Source organism: Candidatus Stygibacter australis (assembly GCA_030765845.1).
Classification (GTDB): domain Bacteria; phylum Cloacimonadota; class Cloacimonadia; order Cloacimonadales; family TCS61; genus Stygibacter; species Stygibacter australis.
Genome location: JAVCDJ010000246.1, coordinates 1 through 25,763, shown reverse-complemented (window position 1 = coordinate 25,763; position 25,763 = coordinate 1). Strand labels below are relative to the sequence as shown.

The 25,763-nt window shown below is 40.2% G+C and carries 18 protein-coding genes and 1 tRNA gene; 2 read left to right on the top strand and 17 right to left on the bottom strand.

Going from position 1 to position 25,763, the window contains the following annotated elements; translation table 11 throughout:
• On the top strand, nt 1-4,903 hold a 4,903-nt coding region (locus tag RAO94_12585), incomplete at its 5' end, for an immune inhibitor A (GenBank protein ID MDP8323176.1).
• A 20-nt stretch (nt 4,904-4,923) separates the two neighbouring features.
• A complete protein-coding gene (locus RAO94_12580) occupies nt 4,924-6,165 on the top strand; it encodes a hypothetical protein (protein MDP8323175.1) in 1,242 nt (413 codons plus the stop codon).
• A gap of 52 nt (nt 6,166-6,217) precedes the next feature.
• Here RAO94_12580 and RAO94_12575 read toward each other — a convergent pair whose 3' ends face one another.
• The 17 genes from RAO94_12575 to tuf form a co-directional block, all read right to left on the bottom strand.
• Nucleotides 6,218-8,524: an ABC transporter permease gene (locus RAO94_12575; GenBank protein MDP8323174.1), complete on the bottom strand. Its 2,307-nt coding sequence runs from the start codon at nt 8,522-8,524 to the stop codon at nt 6,218-6,220.
• 44 nt (nt 8,525-8,568) lie between these two features.
• Nucleotides 8,569-9,822 carry a T9SS type A sorting domain-containing protein gene (locus tag RAO94_12570; GenBank protein MDP8323173.1) on the bottom strand — a complete coding sequence of 418 codons (1,254 nt, stop codon included), beginning with the start codon at nt 9,820-9,822 and terminating at the stop codon, nt 8,569-8,571.
• Between the two features lie 329 nt (nt 9,823-10,151).
• Entirely contained in the window at nt 10,152-11,003 is an 852-nt protein-coding gene (prmC, locus tag RAO94_12565; protein ID MDP8323172.1) for a peptide chain release factor N(5)-glutamine methyltransferase, read from the bottom strand.
• A gap of 29 nt (nt 11,004-11,032) precedes the next feature.
• On the bottom strand, nt 11,033-13,123 hold the full coding sequence (gene fusA / locus RAO94_12560; GenBank protein MDP8323171.1) for an elongation factor G: 2,091 nt from the start codon (nt 13,121-13,123) through the stop codon (nt 11,033-11,035).
• An 86-nt stretch (nt 13,124-13,209) separates the two neighbouring features.
• Nucleotides 13,210-13,680: a 30S ribosomal protein S7 gene (gene rpsG / locus RAO94_12555; GenBank protein MDP8323170.1), complete on the bottom strand. Its 471-nt coding sequence runs from the start codon at nt 13,678-13,680 to the stop codon at nt 13,210-13,212.
• Nucleotides 13,681-13,688: 8 nt separating this feature from the next.
• Entirely contained in the window at nt 13,689-14,063 is a 375-nt protein-coding gene (gene rpsL, locus RAO94_12550) for a 30S ribosomal protein S12 (protein ID MDP8323169.1), read from the bottom strand.
• Nucleotides 14,064-14,084: 21 nt separating this feature from the next.
• Nucleotides 14,085-18,503, bottom strand: a complete 4,419-nt coding sequence (rpoC, locus tag RAO94_12545) for a DNA-directed RNA polymerase subunit beta' (protein ID MDP8323168.1) — start codon at nt 18,501-18,503, stop codon at nt 14,085-14,087.
• Nucleotides 18,504-18,522: 19 nt separating this feature from the next.
• Complete coding sequence (gene rpoB, locus RAO94_12540) at nt 18,523-22,332, bottom strand: DNA-directed RNA polymerase subunit beta (protein ID MDP8323167.1); 3,810 nt, start codon at nt 22,330-22,332, stop codon at nt 18,523-18,525.
• Nucleotides 22,333-22,452: 120 nt separating this feature from the next.
• Nucleotides 22,453-22,827: a 50S ribosomal protein L7/L12 gene (gene rplL / locus RAO94_12535; GenBank protein ID MDP8323166.1), complete on the bottom strand. Its 375-nt coding sequence runs from the start codon at nt 22,825-22,827 to the stop codon at nt 22,453-22,455.
• 12 nt (nt 22,828-22,839) lie between these two features.
• Entirely contained in the window at nt 22,840-23,376 is a 537-nt protein-coding gene (gene rplJ, locus RAO94_12530; GenBank protein MDP8323165.1) for a 50S ribosomal protein L10, read from the bottom strand.
• Between the two features lie 9 nt (nt 23,377-23,385).
• On the bottom strand, nt 23,386-24,087 hold the full coding sequence (rplA, locus tag RAO94_12525; protein ID MDP8323164.1) for a 50S ribosomal protein L1: 702 nt from the start codon (nt 24,085-24,087) through the stop codon (nt 23,386-23,388).
• A 39-nt stretch (nt 24,088-24,126) separates the two neighbouring features.
• Entirely contained in the window at nt 24,127-24,558 is a 432-nt protein-coding gene (gene rplK, locus RAO94_12520) for a 50S ribosomal protein L11 (protein ID MDP8323163.1), read from the bottom strand.
• Nucleotides 24,559-24,578: 20 nt separating this feature from the next.
• Nucleotides 24,579-25,103: a transcription termination/antitermination protein NusG gene (gene nusG / locus RAO94_12515; protein ID MDP8323162.1), complete on the bottom strand. Its 525-nt coding sequence runs from the start codon at nt 25,101-25,103 to the stop codon at nt 24,579-24,581.
• Between the two features lie 6 nt (nt 25,104-25,109).
• Entirely contained in the window at nt 25,110-25,301 is a 192-nt protein-coding gene (secE, locus tag RAO94_12510) for a preprotein translocase subunit SecE (protein MDP8323161.1), read from the bottom strand.
• Nucleotides 25,302-25,329: 28 nt separating this feature from the next.
• A tRNA-Trp gene (locus tag RAO94_12505) sits at nt 25,330-25,405 on the bottom strand.
• A gap of 13 nt (nt 25,406-25,418) precedes the next feature.
• Nucleotides 25,419-25,568: a 50S ribosomal protein L33 gene (gene rpmG / locus RAO94_12500; protein MDP8323160.1), complete on the bottom strand. Its 150-nt coding sequence runs from the start codon at nt 25,566-25,568 to the stop codon at nt 25,419-25,421.
• A gap of 10 nt (nt 25,569-25,578) precedes the next feature.
• Nucleotides 25,579-25,763, bottom strand: a 185-nt coding sequence (gene tuf / locus RAO94_12495) for an elongation factor Tu (GenBank protein MDP8323159.1), incomplete at its 5' end; no start/stop codon positions are given.

Here is a 25,763-nt window from a genome sequence, read left to right as displayed (position 1 = left end):
TTATCAGTTGGTAACACCGGAATTTCATATATATGGAAATGATATAGTTTTGACATTCAGCCATTATTATGATATTGAAGCAGGCTGGGATGGTGGTAACGTAAAGATTTCGGTTGATGGTGGGATGACCTGGGAATTGATAAACCCGATTGGTGGATATCCTGACGAAGCACATTCATCTTGTGCCGGCATACCCGAAGAACCCTGCTATGCAGGAAATTCATATTATTGGGAGACTGCAATATTTGAACTGGCAGCTTATGCTGATGAAGATGTAATGTTTAAATTTCACTTTGGTTCTGACGCTGCCACAGAAGAGACCGGCTGGTTTATTGATGATGTAGCCCTTTACTTAGCCGGGAGGGAAAGTCTTACTCAGACTCATGAAAATCTTGTGCCAATAGCATTATCTCCCCGCAATTTATCAAGAAGCCTGGATGGATATAGTATTTATAGATTAGCTTATGGCGAAGAAGATGATGAAACTAACTGGGTAGAAGTTGCCACCGGGATTACAGAGACGACTTATACAGATCTGACCTGGGCAGAAGTAGATAACGGATTATGGCGTTATGCAGTGAAAGCAGAATATACAAATGGTTTGCTTTCAGAACCGGAAATATCTAACTGGCTTGGTAAGCAAATGTATAGTGATGTTACCGTGAATGTCACTACTAATGATGGAGATTTACCGGCAGGAGCTGAAGTTGTTATGTATGGAACAATGCCTGATCCCGATGGAAATTTCCCTGAATATTATGCAATAGCCGATAATGACGGAATATGTACAATTGATCATGTCTGGAAATCAACCTATTTTATGGAAGTGAATTTATTAAATTATGAAATCTGGGGTGAAATAGTAGAAATAGATGAAAATATTGAGAGCTTTGATGTAATGGTAAATGAATTTACATCTTATCCAATTGATGTTCAGGCATCTATCAATACAAGCGGTGATGCTGACCTGATATGGCATAATCCCATTGTAACCAGTTATGTGTATTGGGATTTTGAAAATCATGACGGTGACTTTGTTTCAACCGCAGGTTGGGAATGGGGAACGGACGCCACAGCCGGTGCACATAGTGGAACAAAAGTGTGGGGAACTGATCTCAATGACAATTATATAAACGATGCGGATTATCAGTTGATTACGCCGGACATTCATATTGAGTCTGATGAAGTACAGCTTACATTCTGGTATTGGTGTGACAGTGCACCTTATTTTGATGGTTTTAATGTAGAGATACAATACACTAGTTCATCCTGGTGGCAATTGCTATATCCTCTGGAAGGATATAATAGCTCAGCAAGTGGACTTGACGGGGAAGAATGTTTTGCCGGTAATGATCAGGTTTGGTCAATGGCAACATTTGATTTAAGTGCTTATGATGGAAACGATGTAAGGCTCAGGTTCCATTTTGGTTCTAACAGTTCAACAACATTTTTGGGAGTTATGATTGATGACGTATTTGTGGGAACTCCTGCCGAAAGAGCAATACAGATGTCCTCAAATACCCCAAGAGATTTAGAAAGTTATTCTATATATCGCGGACTTAACGGTGATGAAGAAAACTTTGAGGATTGGGATGTAATCGCAGAAGGGATTGCTGATACCACTTATGAAGACATAACCTGGAGTCAAATCATAGATCCTGATATTTATAAATATTGTGTACGAGCAGAATACAGTAGTTCAATACTTTCAGCCCCTTCATTCAGTAATTGGCTGGAAGCAAATTCCGTAGCAAATGTAACGGTAAATCTAAGCACGAATGATGGAGGTATTCCGGCGGGAGCTTACGTGGAATTGAGAGCAATAGAACCAAATCCAGGTGGTGAATATTATGAATATTCAGGAATTGCAGATGATATGGGAACAACAATTTTAAGCGGAGTATATTATGGTGATTATGAGCTGACCGCAGAACTGGATGGATATGCAGGCTACGAAGGAAATTTAGAAGTTGACCAGGATATGACTGTGGAGGTAATGATATCAGAGCTTGCCTTCCCCGCTTATGATGTATTCGTGGAAGAAGATGATAATCAATTTGCCCAAATCAATTGGCATTCTCCATCAACATGTATGGAAATGATTTGGGACTTTGAAGATGATGACGGAGAGTTTATCTCTAATGATCCGACAGGATGGAGCTGGGGTGAAGATGCAACAATAGGTGCTCATTCAGGTGATAATGCCTGGGTGACAGCAATTAATACTAATTATGAAGACGAAATAGACTTTCAGTTGATAAGTCCTGAAGTGACAATCCAGACTGATGAAACCCAATTGACATTTTATCATTATATGGATAGTGAGTATAACTATGATGGTGGAAATGTAAAGATTACGATTGATGGTGGTTATAGCTGGTCACTAATCACACCGCAAGGTGGATACCCTAATAATTATGTAGGTGGACCGGGATATACTGGTGGACCAAATTGGACGCCAACCGGCTGGGTGTTGGCTGTATTTGATCTTACATATTATGTAGGTTATGATGCAATGTTCAAATGGCACTTTGTTAGTGACGAATATCAAAATTCTTTAGGTTGGGCTATCGATGATGTACGCATCGGAGAAAATCTTACAAGAATCAATCCTTTGGCAAGAAACAGCCAGCAGAGAGAAACAAGAGATTTCGAAGGATATAGTATTTATCGGGGATTATTAGGTGACGAAGCAAACGTTGACAACTGGGATCTGATTGTTGAGAATATCATTGATACCAGCTATACAGATGAAAGCTGGGCATCGGTAACCAGCCCAGGAGTATATTGTTATGCAGTAAAAGCAGAATACTCAAATGGAGTGCTTGCAGATGCAGCATTTAGTAACTGGATGGCAAATAATATGTATGCTGAAGTTACAATAAATATGACCACTAATATAGGAGACAGCCCGGAAGGTGCACTTGTGTATCTGGAATCAACTGCTCCTGATCCTTATGGAAATTATCAGAATTATGAAGGAATTGCTGACGAGAATGGACTCTGCATAATCAATGATGTCTGGGTGAATAATTATGATATAGTGATAGAATTAGATAACTTTATGACTTATGAAGATAATATTGATATCGATGGAGATATGGAGATAGATATCATCATCGGTGAGTTTACAAACCCTCCCTGCAATGTGATAGTAGAAGAATCACATGCAGGAAATGCTTATATAGTCTGGCATTCACCAACAGGCAGCAGTTGGAACTTTGAACAATATGACGGAGAGTTTATCTCTAATGATCCGGCAGGCTGGAGCTGGGGTGAAGATGAAGCAATGGGTGCTCATTCAGGTGTGAATGCCTGGGTGACAGCAATTAATTCTAATTATGAAAACAACACAGACTTGCAGTTGATAAGTCCTGAAGTGACAATCCAGACAGAAGAAACCCAATTGACATTTTATCATTATATGGATAGTGAGAATAGCTATGATGGTGGAAATGTAAAGATATCAATTGATGGGGGTAATAGCTGGGAACTAATCACACCGGAAGGTGGATATCCTGGTAATTATGTAGGTGGACCGGGATATACTGGTGGGCCAAGCGGCTGGGTGATGGCTGTATTTGATCTTTCAGATTATGAACGTGCTGATGCAATATTCAAATGGCACTTTGTGAGTGACGCCTTAGAAAATGAGTATTACGGTTGGGCTATCGATGATGTAAAAATCGGAGAACCAGACGATGATAGAGATGAGATATCTTTGTTTGGCGATATGAAGCATGCACTTGGTAAAGCATCTGATGCTCCGGTTAGCGAAGATAGAATGTGGATAGGCTATAATATTTATCGTGGATTAGAAAATGATATGGAAAACTTTGAAAACTGGGAAATAATAGCTGAGGCTTATGTCGATACAACTATGGAAGACGAAACCTGGTCTCAGATCAACAGTGCCGGTATTTATATGTATTGTGTGAGATCTCTTTATACTAATGGTATTCTGTCTGAACCTGCTTTTTCTAACTCACTTGCTTTTATCGCGGATGTAACCGTTTCTATTACCGTAACTGCAAATTCCGGTGACCCAACAGACGGAGCCTATGTGGAACTTATTAATCAGGATGGAAATCCTCAGCATATTTATACCGGAACAGTTACAGGTGGAATGGTATACTGGAGTGAAGTATTCCGCGGAACTTATGATCTGACAATTGAACTATACGGACACGTAACTTATGAACAATCAGATGTAAGCATTTATGTTGCCACAACTTTGAATGTGGAATTAGAAGAATCAATCTGTGCTCCTGCTGATCCTGCCGTAAATAATGAAACAGGATTATTTACGTGGTCTGTTCCTGAACCGGAGGACAATTTAGAATATAAGAGCATAAATAATGCCATAAATGCCGGTAATCTTGCCATGGCATCAGAACAAGAAATTCCTGAAACACTCACTCGCAGCGTGGACTATTATATTGTTTATCTTGATGGCACTCTTATTGATCAGACAACGCAAATGTTCTTTGAATTTGATACAGTGGAAGGATGGAGCTATGGTGAAGAATATACAGCAGGAGTTTCAGCGCATTATACATCTAATAATGAATCAATCTTAGCAGAAACTGATTTCACCTGTTTATTTATCGATCCGGTTAATGGAAATGATATTCCTCTTGTGACAGCTTTGACGGGCAATTATCCTAATCCCTTTAATCCTTCCACCACGATCAATTTTGCTGTAAGTCAGGAAGATTCTCCGGTAAAAATATCTATTTATAACATCAAAGGACAGCTCGTGCAGAATCTGGTAAATAAAACCTATCCAGCAGGGAAACATCAAATTGTCTGGTCAACTGAAGCTCTTCCCAGCGGAGTTTATCTCTGCAAGGCAAATATTGCCGGAAAGACCTTCAAACAGAAAATGTTATTAACTAAGTGATAAATTTTATAGGATGTAAAATGTTTAGCAAAATCACGATACTGTTGGTTATTGCTCTCAGCTTCACACTTCTGAATGCTGATATGTTTTTCACTTTTCAGCCGGAAGTAGCTGATGCTAAAGCTGCTGCCCTGGGTAGAGCTACCGTACTCACCTGCACCAGCAGTAATGCTCTGTTCACTAATCCTGCTGGATTAAGTTTTGTAGATGCAAAAGCCTTTCAACTTGGTATGAGGTGGAACTGGGGAAGTCGCAAGAATGATTATAGTTTCGACGATGAGGAAAACACATCCGAGGAAACAACTTATGTGATTAACACCAAATTCAATCATTTTTCTTTTGCAATACCCTTAAGTATGATGCATAGTGGACTGAAAGGTACTCTGGCGATTGGCTACAGAACCTACTATGACAGGAGTTACACACTAAAATGGCAAGAGTATGATGATGATGGGTACAGTGATTATGGCTCATCAGATCTAACTGCCAGCTATCATGGTGGTTTCAATACTCTTTCCATTGGTTTTGGAGTAAAACTGACAGATAATCTCAGGGCAGGACTTTCGGCAAATATTGGCATACTAAGTAGTGGTTACTACAAATGGGAATTTCGTCCCGCAGAATACTTTTGGGATCCAGACGGTACTTTGGACAATTCTTACAACGGTAATTTCTATAATTGTGGTTTGATTTATAAGATAAGTGATAAATTAACTTTCGGACTCACTTACAGACCAGGCTTTGAATTGATCTATAGATACGAGACTGACCTTGATGACAATGATAGCTGGATTGTAGAGAATCGAACCAGTTATCAAATACCTGATCAATTTGCCCTTTCTGCCAAATTTAGTCTGCGGAAAGCAACTCATCTCTTCCTGGAATACCAGACTTGTCATCTATCCCATTATCAGAGAGAAAATAACAACTTGTGGGAAGATTCAGAAGAAGGTATTTCTCTTCATGCCGGTTTGGAACTTGGCAGGAAAACTCCGATTCGATTAGGATATTTTTATACCAGTTTACCTTATTATAATCTCCAATATGGTTTAGTTGGCGGTTATTCCTACGATGTTTCCCCTAATCCGCTCACTGGTATCACTGCTGGTTTCAGTCTGTTACTTAGCAAGAATATCAATCTTGATCTTGCAGGAGAATATGCTTTCTTATCCCAGGAATTAGAGCATTTTTTATACACAGAAGAAGATCATTATAACCGTTACCGTATCTCAGCCACTCTCTCAGTGCTTTCCCCCTGGTAATATTCGATATTGATATATAAGAGTGGATAGTTTTATGTTATCCACACTTTTTTTATTCATATTTCAATGATTCAATTGGATTTGTCCGGGCAGCTTTCCAGGTTTGCCAGCCCACTGTAAGCCAGGCTATCACTAATGCCCCCAAAGCTGCTATCACAAAATTAAAAGCCTTTAGCTCTATCCTGTAAGCAAAATTATTCAACCAGTTAGTCATCACCAGCCAGGCAATAGGGACTGCCAGCAAACCTGCCAGTAGAACCATTTTAGTATACTCACGGTTTAGCAGCAGAATAATACTGCCAGTACCTGCACCCAACACTTTACGAACTCCAATCTCTTTTGTCCGGCTCATTGTCAAAAATGAAGCCAGTCCAAACATTCCCAGGCAGGCTATCACTACAGCCAAACCCGCAAAATAGCCAAACATCTTACCAAACCTGATTTCCTGCTCATAAAATTCGGCAAACACTTCATCCTGAAATTCATATTCAAAATCCACCTCCGGTGAATACTTATGAAATACACTCTCCACGTATTCCATTGCTTCTTTGGCATTTACCGGAGCAATCCGCAACGACACGGCAAAGGTTTCATCGGGACTCAAGAACAAAGCAACCGGTTCGATCCCATGCTGCAGAGGACGAAAAGCAAAATCCTCTACTACTCCTATCACCTGTGTATCGTCCCAAATCGTAAACTGCAACGGGTCTCCAGTTATAAATTCCTTCACAAATGTCTCATTCACCAGTATTTTTTCATGGTCTGACTCAATTTCAGCATTAAAATTGCGTCCTGATTTCAATTCTATGCCATACACTTCCAGGAATTCTGGATCTGTTTTGATCATCTTAAAATGTCTCTTATCCTCCTCGGTATCTCCCCCCTCCATAAACCAGCTTGAGATGATGATCCTGCCTAAAGCCAGATATAAGTAGCTTGCCTTCTCGATATGGGCAGATTTAAGAAGCTCCTGTTTGAAAGCATCTCGATTATCCATGATCTCTGTAGTCTGGCGAAAAGTGACAACCTGTTCCTTATCAAAACCCAGGTCTTGCTCCAAAAAATAATCCAGCTGTTCAAAAACCATAAAAGTGCAACTGATCATTGCTATTGAAATAGTGAACTGGATAATTATCAGAATTTTACGAAAGATCACTCCTTTCTTCCCGCTCCTCAATTCACCCTTGATCACATCTACCGGTTGATAGCTGGTTTGATAAAATGCTGGATAAAGCCCTGCTGCCAAACCCAGAGCAATTGCAAAACCCAGTAGCAGTAGCACTCTCTCCACAGTGAAAAAAGGACTGTGTATCCTAAAGAAATCACTAAATAGGGGATAAATTAACCAGATGATCACTACTGACACGATAAATGCAATAATACAGAGCAATACACTCTCACCTAACATCTGCCAGATGAGCAACTCCCGCGAGGAGCCATTCACCTTGCGAATTCCCATTTCTCGTGCTCTCAATCCTGCCTGTGCCGTAGCCAGATTTATGTAATTGCAGCAGGCGATCAGGATAATAAATATTGCAGCCAGTAAAAAAATCATTACCGTGCCATGGTTGCCATGATAGCAATAATCAAATTTACTCTTGTCGAAATATAGTCCTGAAAAGTTCATCAAAAAGAAAGTGGGATAATATTCACCCACCTCATTATGCCGCTCAACAAAGAAATTCTCTATCTGCTCCTTCATCCCTGATTGCTCAGCCGGAATAAGCAAATAGGTTACAAAGTTGGAAAACCATTTATCTTCAAAATCTACTATGCCCTCTAAGCTGTGCAAAGGTGCAATTATTTCTCTAACAAGTAGCTGCGACCGAAATTCCGGGTCTTTCATGATTGCCTTGATCTCCAGGTCAATTTCCCGGTTATAACTGATTGTTTTACCGATCGCAGGTTCGTCTCCGAACATCTTCTTCGCCCAGCTTTCGGTGACAATTGCACTCGCAGGTTCGTTCATCACGCTAATAAAATCACCCTGAACCGCTTCATAATCAAATAACTCAAAAAACTCAGCATCGGCAAACAGTATTTTTGATTCCAGTTTTTTCTTTTCATAAATCACTGTCGCCCAGCGGGGAAAGTAGCGCGTAGAAACTATTTCCGGAAACCTGTCATCGACCTCCTGCTTCAAGGTGATAGGAGACACTCCATATTTGTCGTTTAAATCTACCCGATAAATGTCCTTATAATTAAGGTGAAATTTATCTGCTCCATATTCATATTGAACATAAGACATGATCAGCGTGAATACTACTATACTGATCGACAGACCAAATATATTGATCAGCACGTAACCGTAATGTCGCCGGTAATTGCGTATCACAGTAACTAAGAAATTCTTGAACAAGTTTCACTCCCCTCCCCCGAGGTATAGATTACATTACAGATCTTCTATTTCAATAATAAACCCTTGCTGCAAGTTTCATAACCAGAAAGCTTGAAGAAATATAATCCAGATGCTGCTCCATTGCCATTCCAGCTTACGCTGCCTCTGCCATCAGATCCGGTAAATACCTGTATTTCATCAATCTTCCTGCCCCGAATATCATAGATAGCTAAATGATCGGGTAATATTGCGCCATTAACCTGCCAACTCAAAGTAGTTGTGGGATTAAATGGATTTGGATATGCCATCATATTTATCGACGCTGGCTCTATCTCATCTGGATCATTATCCAAAGTATAGTAAATATAGGTCTCCTGCTGATTTATCCATCCTCCCTCATAAAACTCATTCTCATGACCCATCACAAGACGGTCTTGATCATCATAAGTGGAATATGTTTCATGATCATTTACCCAGACTCCTTCTTCCCACACTTCATTAAGAGTATAGGTATTCAAATTGTCCTCATAGGTATAAGTGTACTTGTAATCATCTACCCAGCCCCCATCCTGCCATCTCTGATAGAGAACATAATTCATTTGTCCACTATCATGGTAAATCATGTAATTCATATCTTCATAATACCAGTTATAACCATCAAAATATTCCTGCATCTGGCTGGTGATGAGATCTTCTTCCCAGGTATATGTGCGCCTTTCATCCGGGACCCATGCCATCACATCATCATCATACTCATCAGTTGCTATTACTGTGATCTTTCCATCCACTATTGTAGTATTGATCTGCTCCAGATCAATCCAAATCCCATTCTCGGCTTCCCAACCTTGCTGAAGATAACTGTCAAATAGACCATCTTCAGTATAATAATAATATTCATGCGTGGATGGAGTTGTCACTTCCATCAAAAAGATTGAGACATCCGTCTCTGTCAAATAGCCTCCTGCCCAGATAAAATCTGTGATGATCTGATATTCCATACCCTGATAACTGATATTCATTACCATCTGAGATACATATTCATCAGTATAAGTGAATACGAATTGATATGACATACCCCACTCTTCCAAATCCATATCCCACAAATACACATCTTCCTGTAGAGGAAATACCTCGTTTACAGATATAGCCAATGCCAGATTTGGTGGTAAAAATGCCCGACTGGTTCCATAATCCAATCGAGTTAACAGCAGATCAATCCCATCCTCATACTTGCTCTGCAATTCAGCAAGCTGACCCATTGATGAGCATAAAAATGATACTAAAATTAAAAAAATAAACACACCAATTTTTTTCTTCATAATTTCTCCTTAATTTGTTTCTACCTGATTCTTTCTCAATCAACTTAATGAATCAGCTTCATTTATTGTCAATATTATTTTTTCCCCTTATAGTTTCTTTAACCTATAAAAACTATAAGACTTGAAGGGCATTTAATCTTTATAATTCACGCAAGAATATATATTTAGCCATTAAGTTGTTCCTCTGGAGGAACAACATAGCACGTAGTGACATTAAAATGTGGGTATGTGCTTTGTTGTTCCACCTGCGAACTGTTCTAAGGCATCTATATAGCTTAAGTTATTGTTAATATGGATTTTAGTATTAGTAATTCAGATCAAGTATCGGACTAAGAGAATTTGATGATCATTATGCGGTCGAAATTATTGTAATCCTGTTTAGTGATAATTTTTGAGGCACCAGCTTGAACTGCCAGTTTTGTGATCCGGCTGCTTTGCTCAGCTCCGATCTCCAGATAAAGAGTCGCCGGTAGATGCATATATTTTGATGCGGACTGAATAATTTTATGATAAAAATATAAACCATCCTCTGAAGCAATAAGAGCCGTTTTGGGTTCATAGAATATTTCAGACTCCAGAAGAAGATAATCAGATTCTGAGATATAGGGTGGATTACTAACGATCAGGTCAAATTTAGTATCAATATCAGAAAATATATCCGAGAGCAGAAAATCAATCTGACAATGATTGTTTTGAGCATTTTGCCGGGCAAGCTTAAGAGCAACCGGAGAAATATCAGTAGCAGTGACCTGCCAGTCTGGTCTGGCTTTTTTCAAGGCAATGGCAATAGCTCCGCTTCCTGTACCTAAATCACACATCCTAATACCTTTATCGGGATTTTCCTGAAGAATGATATCAACCAGTAATTCAGTTTCTGGACGTGGGATCAGAACATCAGGAGTAACTTTTAGAATTGAATTATAAAACTCCACTTCACCCAGCAGATATTGCAGGGGATCATGCTGACAACGTTTAGCAAGCAGGTTTGATATCTCAGTGAGTATTTCAGGTGAAACCGGAAGATCAGGCTTCAGATAGATCTGTGAGCGTGAAATATTAAAGAAATGATTGATAATAAGTTCCGCTTCAGCTTCTGGGGAATTAATTGAATACTTAGATAATATTTTACTGATTTCAGAAAATAACTGGAAGATGTGTGAAGCAGTTAAGGAAATATTCATTTTATGAGATGACAATCTGGAAAATACTTTTAGTATCCTCTCATCTTTTTCAGGATCTTCTCTTGAACCTGGGCAGGTACTTTCTCGTATTTTGAGAATTCCATAGTATAAATTGCCCTTCCCTGTGAGAGACTCCTCAGACGAGTTGAATAACTGAATAATTCGCTCATTGGTATCTCAGCAACAATTTCCTGTTTCTCATTCTTCATGGCAATGATATTTTCAATCTTACCACGCTTGGAATTAATATCACCGATTATATCACCAGTAGAAACTTCGGGAGTTATCACAGAAACGAGCATTATGGGTTCCATAATAATTGAAACTGCTGACCGTAAGCCAAAATTAACCGCCATAGAAGAGGCAATATTAAAAGCAGTTTCACTGGAATCTACTTCATGGGATCTGCCACCAAGAAGTTCAATCTTGATCCGTTCCATCGGAGCGCTAAGAAGCGGTCCATCCAGAAGAGCATTAAGGGAGCTCTCTTTGATTGCCTGCCAGTAAATTGAAGGAATGATGGAATCAGTTACATGATTTTCGAAGATATTCTTTTGCATTGGAGGCAGTTTTGCAGGATCAACCGGTGATAATCGCAGATTTACTATCGCATAATGCCCCTTTCCATTCATCTCACGAATAAATTCACCATGGGCAAGCACTGGCTCAGCAATGGTCTCTTTATATGAAACTTGTGGAGAACCAACATTAGCATTTACATTAAATTCACGCCTTAAGCGATCAACAATGATCTCCAGATGCAATTCACCCATTCCAGTGAGCAGAGTTTGTCCTGTATCTTTATTTTGAGTAACATGAAAAGTAGGGTCTTCTTCTTCCAGTTTGAAAAGAGCATCAGAGAGATTTTCCTGGTCAGCTTTAGTCCGAGGTTCAATGGCAATAGCGATCACTGAATCAGGAAATATGATATCTTCCATCAGCAGATTTTTTCCGATTGCAGTAATAGTATCACCCGTTTTTAGCTCTCGAGCACCTACAATAGCTCCAAGATCACCAGCCTGCAATTCATCAACATCTTTCTTTTTATTTGAGTGCATTTGCAGCAGACGCAATATTCTCACTTTTTTACCAGTAGTTTGATTGACTATGGTTTGCCCTTTTTTGATGGTTCCTGAATAAACCCGGGTATAGATCAGTTTCCCCAGATATTTGTCGATCTGCACTTTAAAAACCAGGGCAATAAATGGTTCTGAAGAGTCAGGTTTAAGATGAACTTCCTGATCTTTACTGTCATGCGCTTCAGCTGGAGGAACATCTAATGGTGAGGGTAGAAAATCAATTACTGCATCAAGTAAAATCTGTATCCCGATATTTTTGAGGGCAGAACCGCACAGCACTGGGACAAATTGATGGTAAAGTACACCAGACCGTATAGCACTAAATACCTCTTTCACTGTGAGATCACCATTTTCCAGGTAATTCATCATAATTTCATCATCATATTCTGCAATATGCTCCAAAAGATTATGACGCGCCTGGGCAGCAGCCTCAGCAAGATCAGAAGGAATTTCCTGACTGGAGTATTTTAAACCGAGAGTTTCCTTCTCCCAGGTAAGCATTTTCATTTGAATAAGATCAATAATTCCTGAGAATTTATCTTCGCAACCGACTGGAAGATGTATGGGCAAGGCATTTTTAGTCAAGCGCTGTTGGATCATATCAATCACGTTTTCAAAATCAGCTCCTGATCTATCCATCTTATTGATGAATGCCAGACGGGGTACGTTGTAGCGATCTGCCTGATGCCACACGGTTTCACTTTGTGGCTCCACTCCACCCACAGCACAGAAAACGCCTATAGCTCCATCAAGGACGCGGAGTGATCTTTCAACCTCAGCAGTGAAATCTACATGCCCGGGAGTATCAATGATATTTATGCGTTTTTCGTTCCAGAATATGGAAGTAACAGCAGAAGTGATAGTGATACCACGTTCTTTCTCCTGGATCATCCAATCCATAACTGCATTTCCGTCATGCACTTCACCCATGCGATGAATAATTCCGCTATAGAACAGCATCCGCTCAGTAGTAGTAGTTTTGCCAGCATCAATATGCGCCATAATGCCAATATTTCTAAGAGCGCTCAATTGCTCATTCATTCGTAAACCCTCAATTTTTTGATTTTTAAACAAAAAGCGAAAGTAACCCCCAAAGGGATAACTTTCGCTTTATCTTTCAGTGAAAATTAGAATCTAAAATGTGCAAAAGCTTTATTTGCTTCTGCCATTTTATGAGTATCTTCACGTTTTTTAATGCTTGAACCTTCTTTCTTATAAGCTGCCAGCAATTCGTTAGCCAGCTTCTCTGTCATAGTTTTTTCACTGCGTTTACGAGCAAAACCGATTATCCAGCGAAAAGCCAAAGCCTGAGCATTTTTAGCGGTCACTTCGGTTGGGATCTGATAATTAGATCCACCAACACGTCTGGAAACCACTTTGATCAAAGGTCTCACGTTTTCTAGTGATTGAAGGAAAACTTCCAGAGGGTCTTTGCCTGTCTTCTCACCAATGATATCTAGAGCATCATATGCAATAGTTTCTGCCAGACTTTTCTTACCGCGTAACATCATTACATTTATAAACTTACTGAGTACTAATGAATGATATTTCGGATCTGGAAAAATCTGTCTTTCCATTATTTTACGTCTTCTTGACATGCATCCCCCTACTTCTTCGGTCTCTTGGTTCCATACTTGGAACGACTACTAGTACGATTTTCTACTCCAGCGGTATCAAGTGCACCGCGGACAATGTGATAACGGACACCGGGTAAATCTTTTACACGACCACCACGTACAAGAACAATAGAGTGTTCCTGCAGGTTATGTCCCTCACCCGGGATATAGGCAGTAATTTCAAAGCCATTGGTTAATCTCACCCTGGCAACCTTTCTAAGAGCAGAGTTTGGTTTTTTCGGGGTAGTAGTATATACCCTGGTGCAAACACCACGTCTTTGCGGACATCCCAACAAAGCTCTGTTCTTCTTCTTCTTAATAATGCGCTTACGCCCTTTGCGGACTAATTGATTAATTGTAGGCACATATTCCTCCGTTTTCTTTATTTAAAAATCGAGTAGTTCATCAAGGTCTTCATCAGTTTCGCTATGTGCGAATTGTCTGACGATTTCTTCTATTGTTTTCCCTTCATTTACAGCACCTTGTACAACATCACTGTATGCTTTTGTTCCCGTACCTACCGGGATCCTGTGACCGATAATTATTGATTCCTTCAATCCTTCCAGGTTATCAACCTTGCCTTCAATGGCAGCTTGAGTGAGAACTTTTGTAGTCTCCTGGAATGACGCTGCTGAAAGCCAGCTATCAGTCAATAGGGAAGCCTTGGTTATACCAAGTAACAATTGCTCATGTGTGGCTCCTTCGCCACCTTCTGCTTCAATCCTTGAATTTTCCTTCATTACCCGATTTCTATCTACTATTTCACCTTCCAGGAACATTGTGTGTCTTGGATTGATGACCTTAAGCTTGCGGAACATCTGCCTGATGATCACTCCAATATGCTTATCATCTATCTTCACACCCTGTTTCCGGTAAACTTCCTGGATTTCATCCAGAATAAGTTTCTGGGCAGCTTTCACACCCTTAGCCTTAAGAATGTCATGTGGGTCAAGCGGTCCACTGCAAAGCGGATCTCCACTCACTACCTGATTTCCCTGATGCACATTCAATCGTTTGCCAGGTGGTATGACATATTTCTTTTCACTGCCATCTTCTGCTTTCACATATATGATCCTGCCAGATTTACTGAGATCTCCAATAGTTACCACACCGTTGATTTCTGATACAATAGCCTTATTCTTTGGCACTCTTGCCTCAAACAAGTCCTGAACACGGGGTAAACCACCAGTGATATCACTATGAGAAGAAGTCATTCTGGAAGATTTTCCCAAAATATCTCCAGGATATACATAAACACCATCATCCAGATTATCTTCCAGCTTCAAGCCACTTGTAAGAACTACAAGAGATTCACTGCCATCATCACGGATTATCTTGATCTGAGCCTGGAGTTTGCGATCCTTGCTTTCAATAATTGTCCGTTCACGCTGACCAGTAATATCATTGAATTCTTCCTTATAGGTAATATCACGCTGATAATGTTCAAATTTGACCTTACCCTTATCAGTAGCGATCAATGGATCATTATAGGAATCCCATTCAAACAACTTAGTTCCACGGGCTACCTGATCATCATTATTTACATATATCGTAGCAGCATAGATTACATTAAATGTTTCCATGACTTCTACCTGCGGTTTGGCAAGTGTCTGGCTTTTACGAACTGATCCATCCAGTATAGAAGCACTAATGTCATAATTAGGGGGTAATTTAAGCCACTTATCACCTGCTTTGCCAGATATTTTAAGATATGGTCTGTTCTCATGCTCAAGGGTTCTATAAATATTACCCTTATCGCTGACAGTTTCTATTTCTACATAATTCTCATCTTTATGGAATTCATGCAATTCCACTTTGCCACCAAATGGAGCTAATATTGGTTTTGCGATAATTCGCAACTTTCCAAGATTATTAGTGGAAACCTGTTTTCCTTCCCGGTTAATTACTGTATCAAGTCTTTCAAATTTTACAAAACCATCACTGTTTGCCACTACCTCAGCTTTTTCTACCTCAGTACTGGTAGTTCCACCAATATGGAAAGTACGCAATGTTAGCTGAGTTCCTGGTTCTCCAATACTTTGAGCAGCAATCACACCTACAGGTTCACCAATAGTAACCGGTTTGTGAGTTGCCAGATTTCTGCCATAACATCTTGCACAGATACCGCGTTCGTTTTCGCAGGTAAGCACTGAACGTACCCTCACACTGTTGATACCATGATTCTGGATCAGTAAAGCCTGATCATTAGTGATCTCAGTATTTGCATAAACAATAATTTCTTCTGTCACAGGATCAATTACATCATCAAGAGCTGTTCTACCTTTAATACGTTCAGAAAGGTGTTCCACTACTTCCAGACGTTCTTTAAGAGCTGTAACATCAAGACCTACAATAGTTCCACAATCTTCACTGGTGATCACTGCATTTTGTGCCACGTCCACAAGTCTTCTGGTTAGATAACCAGCATCAGCGGTTTTCATTGCTGTATCAGCAAGACCCTTACGAGCTCCATGAGTTGAAAGGAAATATTCCAATACGGTCAAACCTTCCTTAAAGCATGATTTGATTGGGGTTTCAATTACATCAGGTCCCGCATCAACTCCACCCTTGGATGGTTTATCCATCAATCCTCTCATGGCTCCCAACTGCTTGATCTGATCTTTTCCACCACGAGCTCCGGAATCATACATCAGATAGATGGAATTAAATCCATCCTGATCCACTGCCAGTTCCTTCATCAATTCATTGGTCACTAGCTCCGTGGTCATCTTCCATTTATCAATAATACGGCTTAGTCGCTCTGTATCAGTAATAATACCATTCATATAATCATCATAGATAGCAGCTACTTCTTTTTCTGTCTTGGCTATGATCTTGCCCTTTTTCTTGGGAGAGATCACATCAGCAAAACTAAAAGTAATACCTGCTTTTGTAGCATATTTGTAGCCTAAATCTTTGATATCATCCATAAAATTAACTGTTTGTTTCTGTCCCACAGAATTGAAGCAATCCATTGCCAGATCATTTAACTTACTCTTGGTCATTGTGTAATTGATAAAGGGTAATTCTTCTGGAACTACTGTGTTGAAGATAAATCTTCCTACTGTAGATGTGATCAATTCATTCTTATAGATACAACGTACCCATGTATGCAGCGAAAGTTCGCCTTTTTTCCACGAACTCGAGGGTGCAAAATCACCTTTCTGCTCAGTTAAAAGTTCATGCTGCTCAAATGCAAGCAGCAATTCATCAATTGAGCTGAAGTGCCTCATATCCTTTTCAGCCGGTATATCTTTACTGCGCAGCAGGGTCAGATAATAATTACCTAACACAATATCTTGATTAGTAGCCATAGCAAGTTTTCCACTCGCTGGCAGGATCAGGTTACGGCTGGCAAGCATTAATACGCGTGCTTCCATCCTTGCTTCATGCGATAATGGTACGTGCACAGCCATCTGGTCACCATCAAAATCCGCATTAAAGGGAATACATGCCAAGGGATGCAATTGAATCGCCTTTTCTTCTATCAATACTGGCATAAATGCCTGAATTCCATGTTTATGAAGTGTAGGAGCACGGTTTAAAAGCACAGGATAATCCTGAATTACTTCTTCCAGTATCTTCCAGATTTCAGGTCTTTGCTTTTCAATCAGTTTTTTGGCAGATTTAGCTTTTTCAGCTTCTCCCAAAGTTTCCAGTCTTTCTATAATAAATGGCTTGAAAAGTTCAATTGCCATTTCTTTTGGTAATCCACACTGATGAAGTTTCAGCTCAGGTCCTACAGTGATAACCGATCTTCCAGAATAATCAACCCGCTTTCCTAAAAGGTTTTGACGGAATCTTCCGGTTTTACCTTTTAACTGATCAGCAAGTGATTTCAAAGGTCTATTACCACGACCCTTATAAGGTCTGCTTTTTCGCGAATTATCAATCAATGCATCAACTGCTTCCTGCAGCATGCGCTTTTCATTACGCAGGATCACTTCTGGAGCATTAATATCCAGAAGTCCGTGCAAACGATTATTTCTGGTAATCACCCGACGGTAAAGCTCGTTAAAATCTGCTGTTGCAAAACGACCCCCATCAAGCTGAACCAATGGACGCAATGTTGGAGGAAGAACTGGTAATACTTCTATCACCATCCAGGCAGGATTATTATCTGATTTACGGAAAGCATCTACTACTTTCAGTCGCTTGGTGAGTTTCTGCTTCTTCTGATTGGAGGTTTCCATTTTGATCCGCGTTCGCAAATCCATCGCCTCTTCTTCCAAATTCAATTCATCAAGCAATATCTTTATTGCTTCAGCACCCATCATGGCTATAAAATCTTCATCCATCCGATCACGAATTTCATAATATTCTTCTACGTCTATCAGGGTCTTTTTCTCATATTCATCCTGATTACCAGCATCTATTACTATATATGATTCATAATAGATGATCCGTTCCAGCTTTGAGATGGAAAGATCAAGCAGTGTGCCAATTATGCTGGGCATACTTTTAACAAACCAGATATGAGCTATTGGTACAGCAAGTTCTATATGCCCCATTCGTGAACGTCTTACGCGTGAAGTAGTTATTTCCACTCCACAACGGTCACAAACCTGATTGGCAAATTTCTTCTTTTTATATTTACCGCAACTGCATTCATAATCCTTTTCCGGTCCAAAGATCCTTTCACAGAAAAGACCTCCCTTTTCCGGCTTAAAGGTGCGGTAATTTAAGGTATCGGGTTTAGTCACCTCTCCATGAGACCATTCTCTGATCGCATCTGGAGAAGCTAATTTTATCCGTACTTTATCATAATTCTCAATACGCTTGACTCGCTTTATTTCACGTATCACCTAATCTCCTCCATTCTCTCTATGGATTGACATCTTCGTGTTTCTCTACAATGAAATCAATATCAAAACAGAGAGATTTCAATTCGCTTACCAGCACATTAAATGACTCAGGAACCCCCGGTTTGGGAGGATTCTGACCACTTGAAATTGCCTTGAAGGCATTTGTTCTTCCATCTACATCATCTGATTTAATTGTGAGCATCTCTTCCAGCAATCTTGAAGCTCCATAAGCTTCCAGTGCCCACACTTCCATCTCTCCCAATCTCTGTCCACCATGCTGCGCTTTTCCACCTAAAGGCTGTTGAGTTATTAATGAATAAGGTCCTGTTGATCGGGCATGCATCTTATCTGCCACCAGATGATTCAATTTCAGCATATACATTATGCCTACAGTTACGCGTTCTTTAAAAGGCTCACCGGTTTTACCATCATATAAAACCATTTTGCCATCTGTTGCCAGTTCAGCCTTGGTTAATTCAGAGCGAATGTCTTCTATAGTAGCTCCATCAAAGACAGGAGTTTCTACATGAAATCCCAAGGATAAAGCTGCCATTCCAAGGTGAGTTTCCATGATCTGACCAATATTCATACGTGAAGGTACACCCAGGGGATTAAGGATCACATCTACCGGCTTTCCGTCTCTCATAAACGGCATATCAGCAATCGGACTGATTCTACTGATCACACCCTTATTACCATGACGTCCGGCCATTTTATCACCAACCTGGATTTTACGCTTTTTGGCGATAAATACTTTCACCATCTTGCGAACACCGTGTGGTAATTCATCACCACGCTTGATCCTGTCCTGCTGTTTTTTATAGATATTTTCGCTTTCTTCCCGCGCTTTCTTTATCCGTAAGATCAATTCCTGATATATCTTGTCATTTTTTACCGTGTTTTCAATCAGATCATAATCAAGATTCAATTTCTTAAAATTAACCTTTTCAAGATCTTTACGGTCTATCTTTTTACCTGATGGTATCATGAAGATACCTGTTTTGATATTAACGATGTTCTTGGCAATCTCGCCAACTAATGCATCTCCCAGATGTTGAGAAAGATAATTATCTATGCGGTTTTCACGATCTTCTCTTTCCAGTTTGATCTGCTCAGCATTATTCTTATTACGTTCCGGATCATCAAGAAAATCATCCATCCTGTCTTCTTTCTTAGAGAACACTTTCACATCAATTACCACACCTTCCATACCAGGTTTTGCTTTCAAAGAACTATTGCTGAAATCACCTGCTCTATCTCCAAACAGGGCACGCATCAGATTCTCCTCTGGTGAAGGATCTATATCAGTATTCTTAGGTGTGATCTTTCCTACAATTATATCACCGGATTTTACTACTGATCCAATCCGGATAATTCCAGTCTTATCAAGGTTACGAAGACTCTTATTAGGCACATTCGGAATATCATATGCAAGTTCTTCTTTGCCATTCTTTGTATCACGAACCAGAACTTCATGCTCTTCGATATAAATTGAGGTCAGCATATCTTCCCGAGCTACATTCTCACTCAAAATGATAGCATCCTCATAATTATATCCATACCAGGGCATAAAGGCAACCAGCATGTTTCTGCCAAGAGCAAGTCTGCCACTGGCTATTGCCGGTCCATCAGACAGGATATCACCTTTCTTTACATGATCACCGATATTAACAGTGGGTCTTTGATTTATTGTTGTATCCTGATTTGATCTCTGAAATTTTCGTAAATATATCCGGTTATGACTTTCCAGATCCATTATGCTTTCGTCTGGATTATCTCGTTCTATCTCCACATATGAGCTTGTTACCCGCGTAACTTTGCCATCAAATGGTGCCAGAGCAACTACTCCGCTATCCTCAGCAACCACTCTCTCCATCCCGGTTCCGACTAAAGGAACTTCTGGAACTACAAGTGGAACTGCCTGACGCTGCATGTTTGAACCCATCAAGGCACGATTCGCATCATCATGCTCCAGGAAGGGGATCAATGATGCTGACACAGATACGATCTGCTGTGAACACACATCCATATAATCTACGTTCTCTGGTGGTTCCTGTACATATTCACCGTTCTTTCTGGCAAATACCAGTTTATCTGTAATTTCCAGGGTCTTGGGATTATAATTTATATTTGCCTGAGCAATAGTGTATTTATCTTCCATCTGAGGATCAAGGTAATCTACCTGATCAGTAATTTTACTGTCAACCACTTTCACATAAGGGGTTTCCAGAAATCCCAGGCTGTTGATCTTTGAATACATCGCTGGTGATGATAATAAACCAATATTTGGACCTTCAGGAGTCTCTATAGGACACACTCTTCCGTAATGCGAATAATGCACATCACGAACTTCAAAACCAGCACGCTCACGGGTCAATCCACCAGGACCTAATGCCGATAAACGACGCTTGTGAGTTAAGGCTGTTAAGGGATTGGTTTGTTCCATAAATTGAGAAAGCTGTCCCGTCAGGAAAAAACTCTGAACTACAGCGATCAGAGCATTACTGTTTATCAAGTCATGTATAGTTATCTCATCAGGATTAGCGATATTCATTCTCTCCAAGGCTGTACGTGCTACACGAGCAAGACCAATATTATATTGCTCACCTAATAATTCACCTACAGTTCTTACTCGACGATTTGCCAGATGATCAATATCATCTATTCTGTCACGCTCGTCAAAAATGGCTATCAACTTAGATACTATAGCCACCATATCTTCACGAGTTACTATATGCTTTCCTGGGTCAATTTCCAGTTCAAGACGACTATTTAGTTTATATCTGCCTACTTTGCCTAAATTATAACGCTTTTCATTAAAAAACATCCGTTCAAACAGGTCTTCTGCTGATTCTGGGGTTGGTTCATCCCCCGGACGTATTAAACTGTATATTTTTACTAAAGCTTCATTTTTGCTTTCAGTTGTATCCTTTGCTATAGTCTGCTCCAGAATTTTTCTGGTTACTTCAGAATTAATAGATATTATCTTAACCTTTTTAATCTTATTCACTCGCAGGCTTTCTGATGCTTCTGAATCTAATTCACTACCTCCCGGCAGTAATAAATCTCCATCCTTATCTTTAATATCTTCAAATAAGTGCCTACCCTCAGCTTCACTCAATTTCAATTCTTCGCTTTCATAGAAATGTTCACGCAGATCCTGATTAGTGGAATATCCCAAAGATCTCAATAATACTGTTACTGGTAGCTTGCGACGTTTATCTATCAATACATACATCGCATTATGAATATCCATTGTGAACTCTAACCATGAACCGGTATAGGGTATTAATTTGGCGGAAAATAACGACTTGCCACTCGGGTGCTTAGTCTCTGAAAAGAATATTCCGGGGCTGCGATGTAGCTGACTGATGATGATCCGCTCAGCACCATTTATGACAAAAGTACCCTTAGTGGTTATCAAGGGTATCTCTCCGAGGAACACGTCTTGCTCTATCTGTTCCTTTTCTTGCTTTTCTCCGGTATCTTTCAGCACTTCTTCATCATATTTGGTCAATCGCATCCGCGCCTTAACCGGCGCCTGGAATGATAAATTCCGCTCAACACACTCTTCCACGGAATACTTCTCTTTCAGTACCTCATAATCCAGATATTCAAGTTTATAAAGACCTTTCGGATCTTCCAGCGGAAATACTGACTGAAATACAGATTCCAATCCGAATTCAATCCGCTTTTGGGGATGAACATCCCTCTGCAGAAAATCCTCAAAGGAATCTATCTGCATAGATAACAGGTTAGGTACACGTACGGAAGGTAATCCCGCTTCTTCGGCTTTCTTTTTTATTCGAGAATAACTTTTGAATTTCAAGAGTTCTTACTCCTTCTTAAATTAAAAAGGCTGTTAACCTTCTCGCTCTCAGATTGGTTCTAAATAAAGAAAGAGGAAGTGAACCCTTGTACGAATTCACTTCCTGAATTTTTATATCGATTATTTAATTTCGACAGATGCACCTGATTCTTCTACCTGTGCTTTCATCTTTTCAGCTTCTTCTTTACTTACACCTTCTACTAAGGGCTTTGGACAATTGTCAACTAAATCCTTAGCTTCTTTTAATCCAAGTTTTGTGATCTGACGTACAACCTTGATCGCCTGAATCTTTTTAGCTCCGGCACTTGTTAAGATTACGTCAAATTCTGTCTTTTCTTCGGCTGCTTCTGCTACTGCCGCTGGACCCGCTGCTGCTGCTACGGGTGCTGCAGCGCTCACGCCAAAGAATTCTTCCAGTTCTTTTACCAGTTCATGAAGCTCAAGGACTGTCATTTCCTTGATTATTTCCATTACCTGTTCTTTCTTATCAGCCATGTTTCCTCCGATTTATTCTTCTGCTGCTTTTTTCTTAGCGATAGCGTCAATCGCATATACAAATTTTCTCGTTACTCCTGATAATGCTCCTACCAATCCTGCGATCGGCGCATTCAGTCCCTGTAACACCATGCTTATCAACTGTTCTTTACTTGGCAAACTTGCAAATTTTGAAAGTCCTTCCACTCCTATTACGGAGTTGCCAACATAACCTACTTTAAATGAAGGGAATTTTTTGTCCTTCATTACTTCTTTCTTAAATTTCGCTATCTCCCTTGCCGGAGATACTTCATCTGTCAATGATACAGCTATTGCTGTAGGTCCCTTCAAATATTCATCCAGTTCCTGGATGTCCAATTCGTGCAAAGCTTGTTTTATGAAAGTATTTTTGGATACAAAATAATCAACATCACTGCGGCGCAATCTGCCACGAAGCTCATTTACTTCCTCAATGTCGATACCTTTGTAATCCACAAGGACAATGGCTTTTGCACCTTCAATCCGTTCTTTCAGTTGCTTTACTGCTGCTACTTTATAAGGTTGATGCATTCCACTCTCCTACTTCTTTGCCTCAAGCGATACACTTGGTACATCTAATTTGATTCCGGGACTCATGGTAGAAGTCAGAGCAATAGACTTGATAAAAACTCCTTTAACTGCAGCAGGTCTTTCGCGAAGAATCGCTGCTATGAGGGTTAAAAGATTTTCTTTCAATTTCTCTGGCTCAAAACTTAATCTGCCTGCCATGATATGAAGATTTGCGAACTTATCAATTCTGTAGGTTACTTTTCCACCTTTGGAATCGTTTACTGCTTTAGTCACATCCATGGTTACTGTGCCTACTTTGGGATTCGGCATCATTCCGCGTGGTCCCAATACTCTACCAAGACGCCCGATCTTACCCATCAAATTGGGTGTTGCTATTGCAACATCAAAATCAAGCCAGCCACCCTGGATCTTCTCAACGTATTCATCTACGCCAACAAAATCAGCTCCGGCTGCCTTAGCTTCTTCAGCTTTTTCACCTTCTGCGAAAACTAAAACGGTAACTTTCTTTCCAGTTCCGTGGGGAAGGACTAGCGAATTACGGATTTGCTGATCTGCCTTACGTGGGTCAACCCCCAGGTTGAAATGAATCTCAACGGTCTCATCGAATTTTGCCTTGGGAAATTTCTGCAATAATTCGACTGCTTCATCGAGAACATAACGCCTGGTCTTGTCAACCATCGCATGGGATTCGCGATACCTCTTGCTAGCCATATAGTCTCCTTTTATTTTCTCCTGCTTTTCACACGGTTACTAATCTTCGACTAATACACCCATGTTTCTTGCAGTACCTTCGATCATCCGCATCGCAGCCTCGATCGTAAATGCATTCAAGTCTTTCATCTTGATCTCTGCTATCTTACGAACCTGCTCACGCTTGATGGTCCCAACCTTTTCCCGATTGGGCTCTCCTGAACCTTTGGCTAATCCTGCTTCTTTCTTGATTAACACTGCTGCCGGAGGAGTCTTTATTTCAAATGTGTAACTCTTATTCTTCTTCACCATTATTACTACTGGGAATATCATACCTGGTGCATCTTTTGTCTTATCATTAAATACCTTACAAAATTCACCTATATTGATCCCTGCCTGTCCCAATGCCGGTCCTACCGGAGGAGCTGGCGTTGCTTTACCTGCCGGTAACTGCAACTTGATTACGTGTTCTACATCTTTTGGTTTTGCCATGTCTTATTCCCTTTATCTCTCTACATAACTTCTACCTGGTCAAATTTCACCTCGACTGGTGTTACCCGACCAAATACTGTCACTTTTATTACTAATTTGCCCGTCTCTTTATTTGCCTTTTCCACTACACCTTCAAACTCGTTGAAAGGTCCGTCGGTGATCCTTACAATATCACCAGGCAGAAAACTGTAGGTATCATCTTCACTACTATCACGATCAGCATAACCCAGCAGCTTATTAACTTCTTTCTCAGAAAGTGGCTGTGGTTTTTTGCCTGAACCCAAAAAATACGTTACTCCCGGAAGACCAAGTATAAAATTATATACTTCTGGAGTTAGTTCCAGCTCCAATATCAGGTAACTGTTAAATAACTTCTTCTCTCTGGGTATTCGCTTGCCATCTCGGATATGAAAGGTATTTTGAGTGGGGATCAAGATCTGCCCCACAAAATCTGATAAATGGGTACCTCTCACTGTGCGCTCGATGGCATCTCGTATCTTGAATTCATGCGAGGCCATTGTGTGAACTACATACCACTTCTTCATGTCATTTTAACCTTTGAACAATAATGTCCGTATTAAAAAGCCAAATAGGGCATCGGTCAAGGACAAAAATATTGCCACAAATATTGACATTGCCACTACCGCAGATGTCCCCTCTTTAAGGTCTGCTTTCGTTGGCCAGGTCACATACCCAAGCTCTTGTTTCACACTTTTAAAAAATTTAAATATTTTCTTAAACATATCTGCTTCCTTACTATACTATAAAAACTGGCAGGTCAGGCAGGACTTGAACCCGCAACCCCCGGTTTTGGAGACCGGTGCTCTACCAATTGAGCTACTAACCTGCATCGAGTTTATTTATCGTGTCTGTTTATGTGAAGTATGCTTCCTGCAAAAGGGGCAATACTTCTTGAAGACTACCCGTTCAGGATGGATTCTACGATTTTTCATGGTAGAATAATTCCTTTGCTTGCATTCTTCACAGGCTAAAATGACTATTTCTCGCATCTAAATTTCCTTATTCCTGTATATCTGCTACAACGCCGGCGCCTATTGTCCTGCCACCTTCTCTGATAGCAAAACGCAAGCCCTTTTCCATGGCGATTGGAGTTATTAATTCTCCTGATATATTTACATTATCACCCGGCATTACCATCTCTACCCCTTCTGGTAAAGTGATAGAACCGGTCACATCTGTTGTCC

Excerpts from the sequence above, each read along its gene's own strand:
- RAO94_12580 (MDP8323175.1), top strand. The coding sequence starts at position 4,924 with ATGTTTAGCAAAATCACGATACTGTTGGTTATTGCTCTCAGCTTCACA.
- RAO94_12570 (MDP8323173.1), bottom strand. The coding sequence starts at position 9,822 with ATGAAGAAAAAAATTGGTGTGTTTATTTTTTTAATTTTAGTATCATTT.
- prmC (MDP8323172.1), bottom strand. The coding sequence starts at position 11,003 with ATGAATATTTCCTTAACTGCTTCACACATCTTCCAGTTATTTTCTGAA.
- fusA (MDP8323171.1), bottom strand. The coding sequence starts at position 13,123 with ATGAATGAGCAATTGAGCGCTCTTAGAAATATTGGCATTATGGCGCAT.
- rpsG (MDP8323170.1), bottom strand. The coding sequence starts at position 13,680 with ATGTCAAGAAGACGTAAAATAATGGAAAGACAGATTTTTCCAGATCCG.
- rplL (MDP8323166.1), bottom strand. The coding sequence starts at position 22,827 with ATGGCTGATAAGAAAGAACAGGTAATGGAAATAATCAAGGAAATGACA.
- rplJ (MDP8323165.1), bottom strand. The coding sequence starts at position 23,376 with ATGCATCAACCTTATAAAGTAGCAGCAGTAAAGCAACTGAAAGAACGG.
- rplA (MDP8323164.1), bottom strand. The coding sequence starts at position 24,087 with ATGGCTAGCAAGAGGTATCGCGAATCCCATGCGATGGTTGACAAGACC.
- rplK (MDP8323163.1), bottom strand. The coding sequence starts at position 24,558 with ATGGCAAAACCAAAAGATGTAGAACACGTAATCAAGTTGCAGTTACCG.
- nusG (MDP8323162.1), bottom strand. The coding sequence starts at position 25,103 with ATGAAGAAGTGGTATGTAGTTCACACAATGGCCTCGCATGAATTCAAG.
- secE (MDP8323161.1), bottom strand. The coding sequence starts at position 25,301 with ATGTTTAAGAAAATATTTAAATTTTTTAAAAGTGTGAAACAAGAGCTT.
- rpmG (MDP8323160.1), bottom strand. The coding sequence starts at position 25,568 with ATGCGAGAAATAGTCATTTTAGCCTGTGAAGAATGCAAGCAAAGGAAT.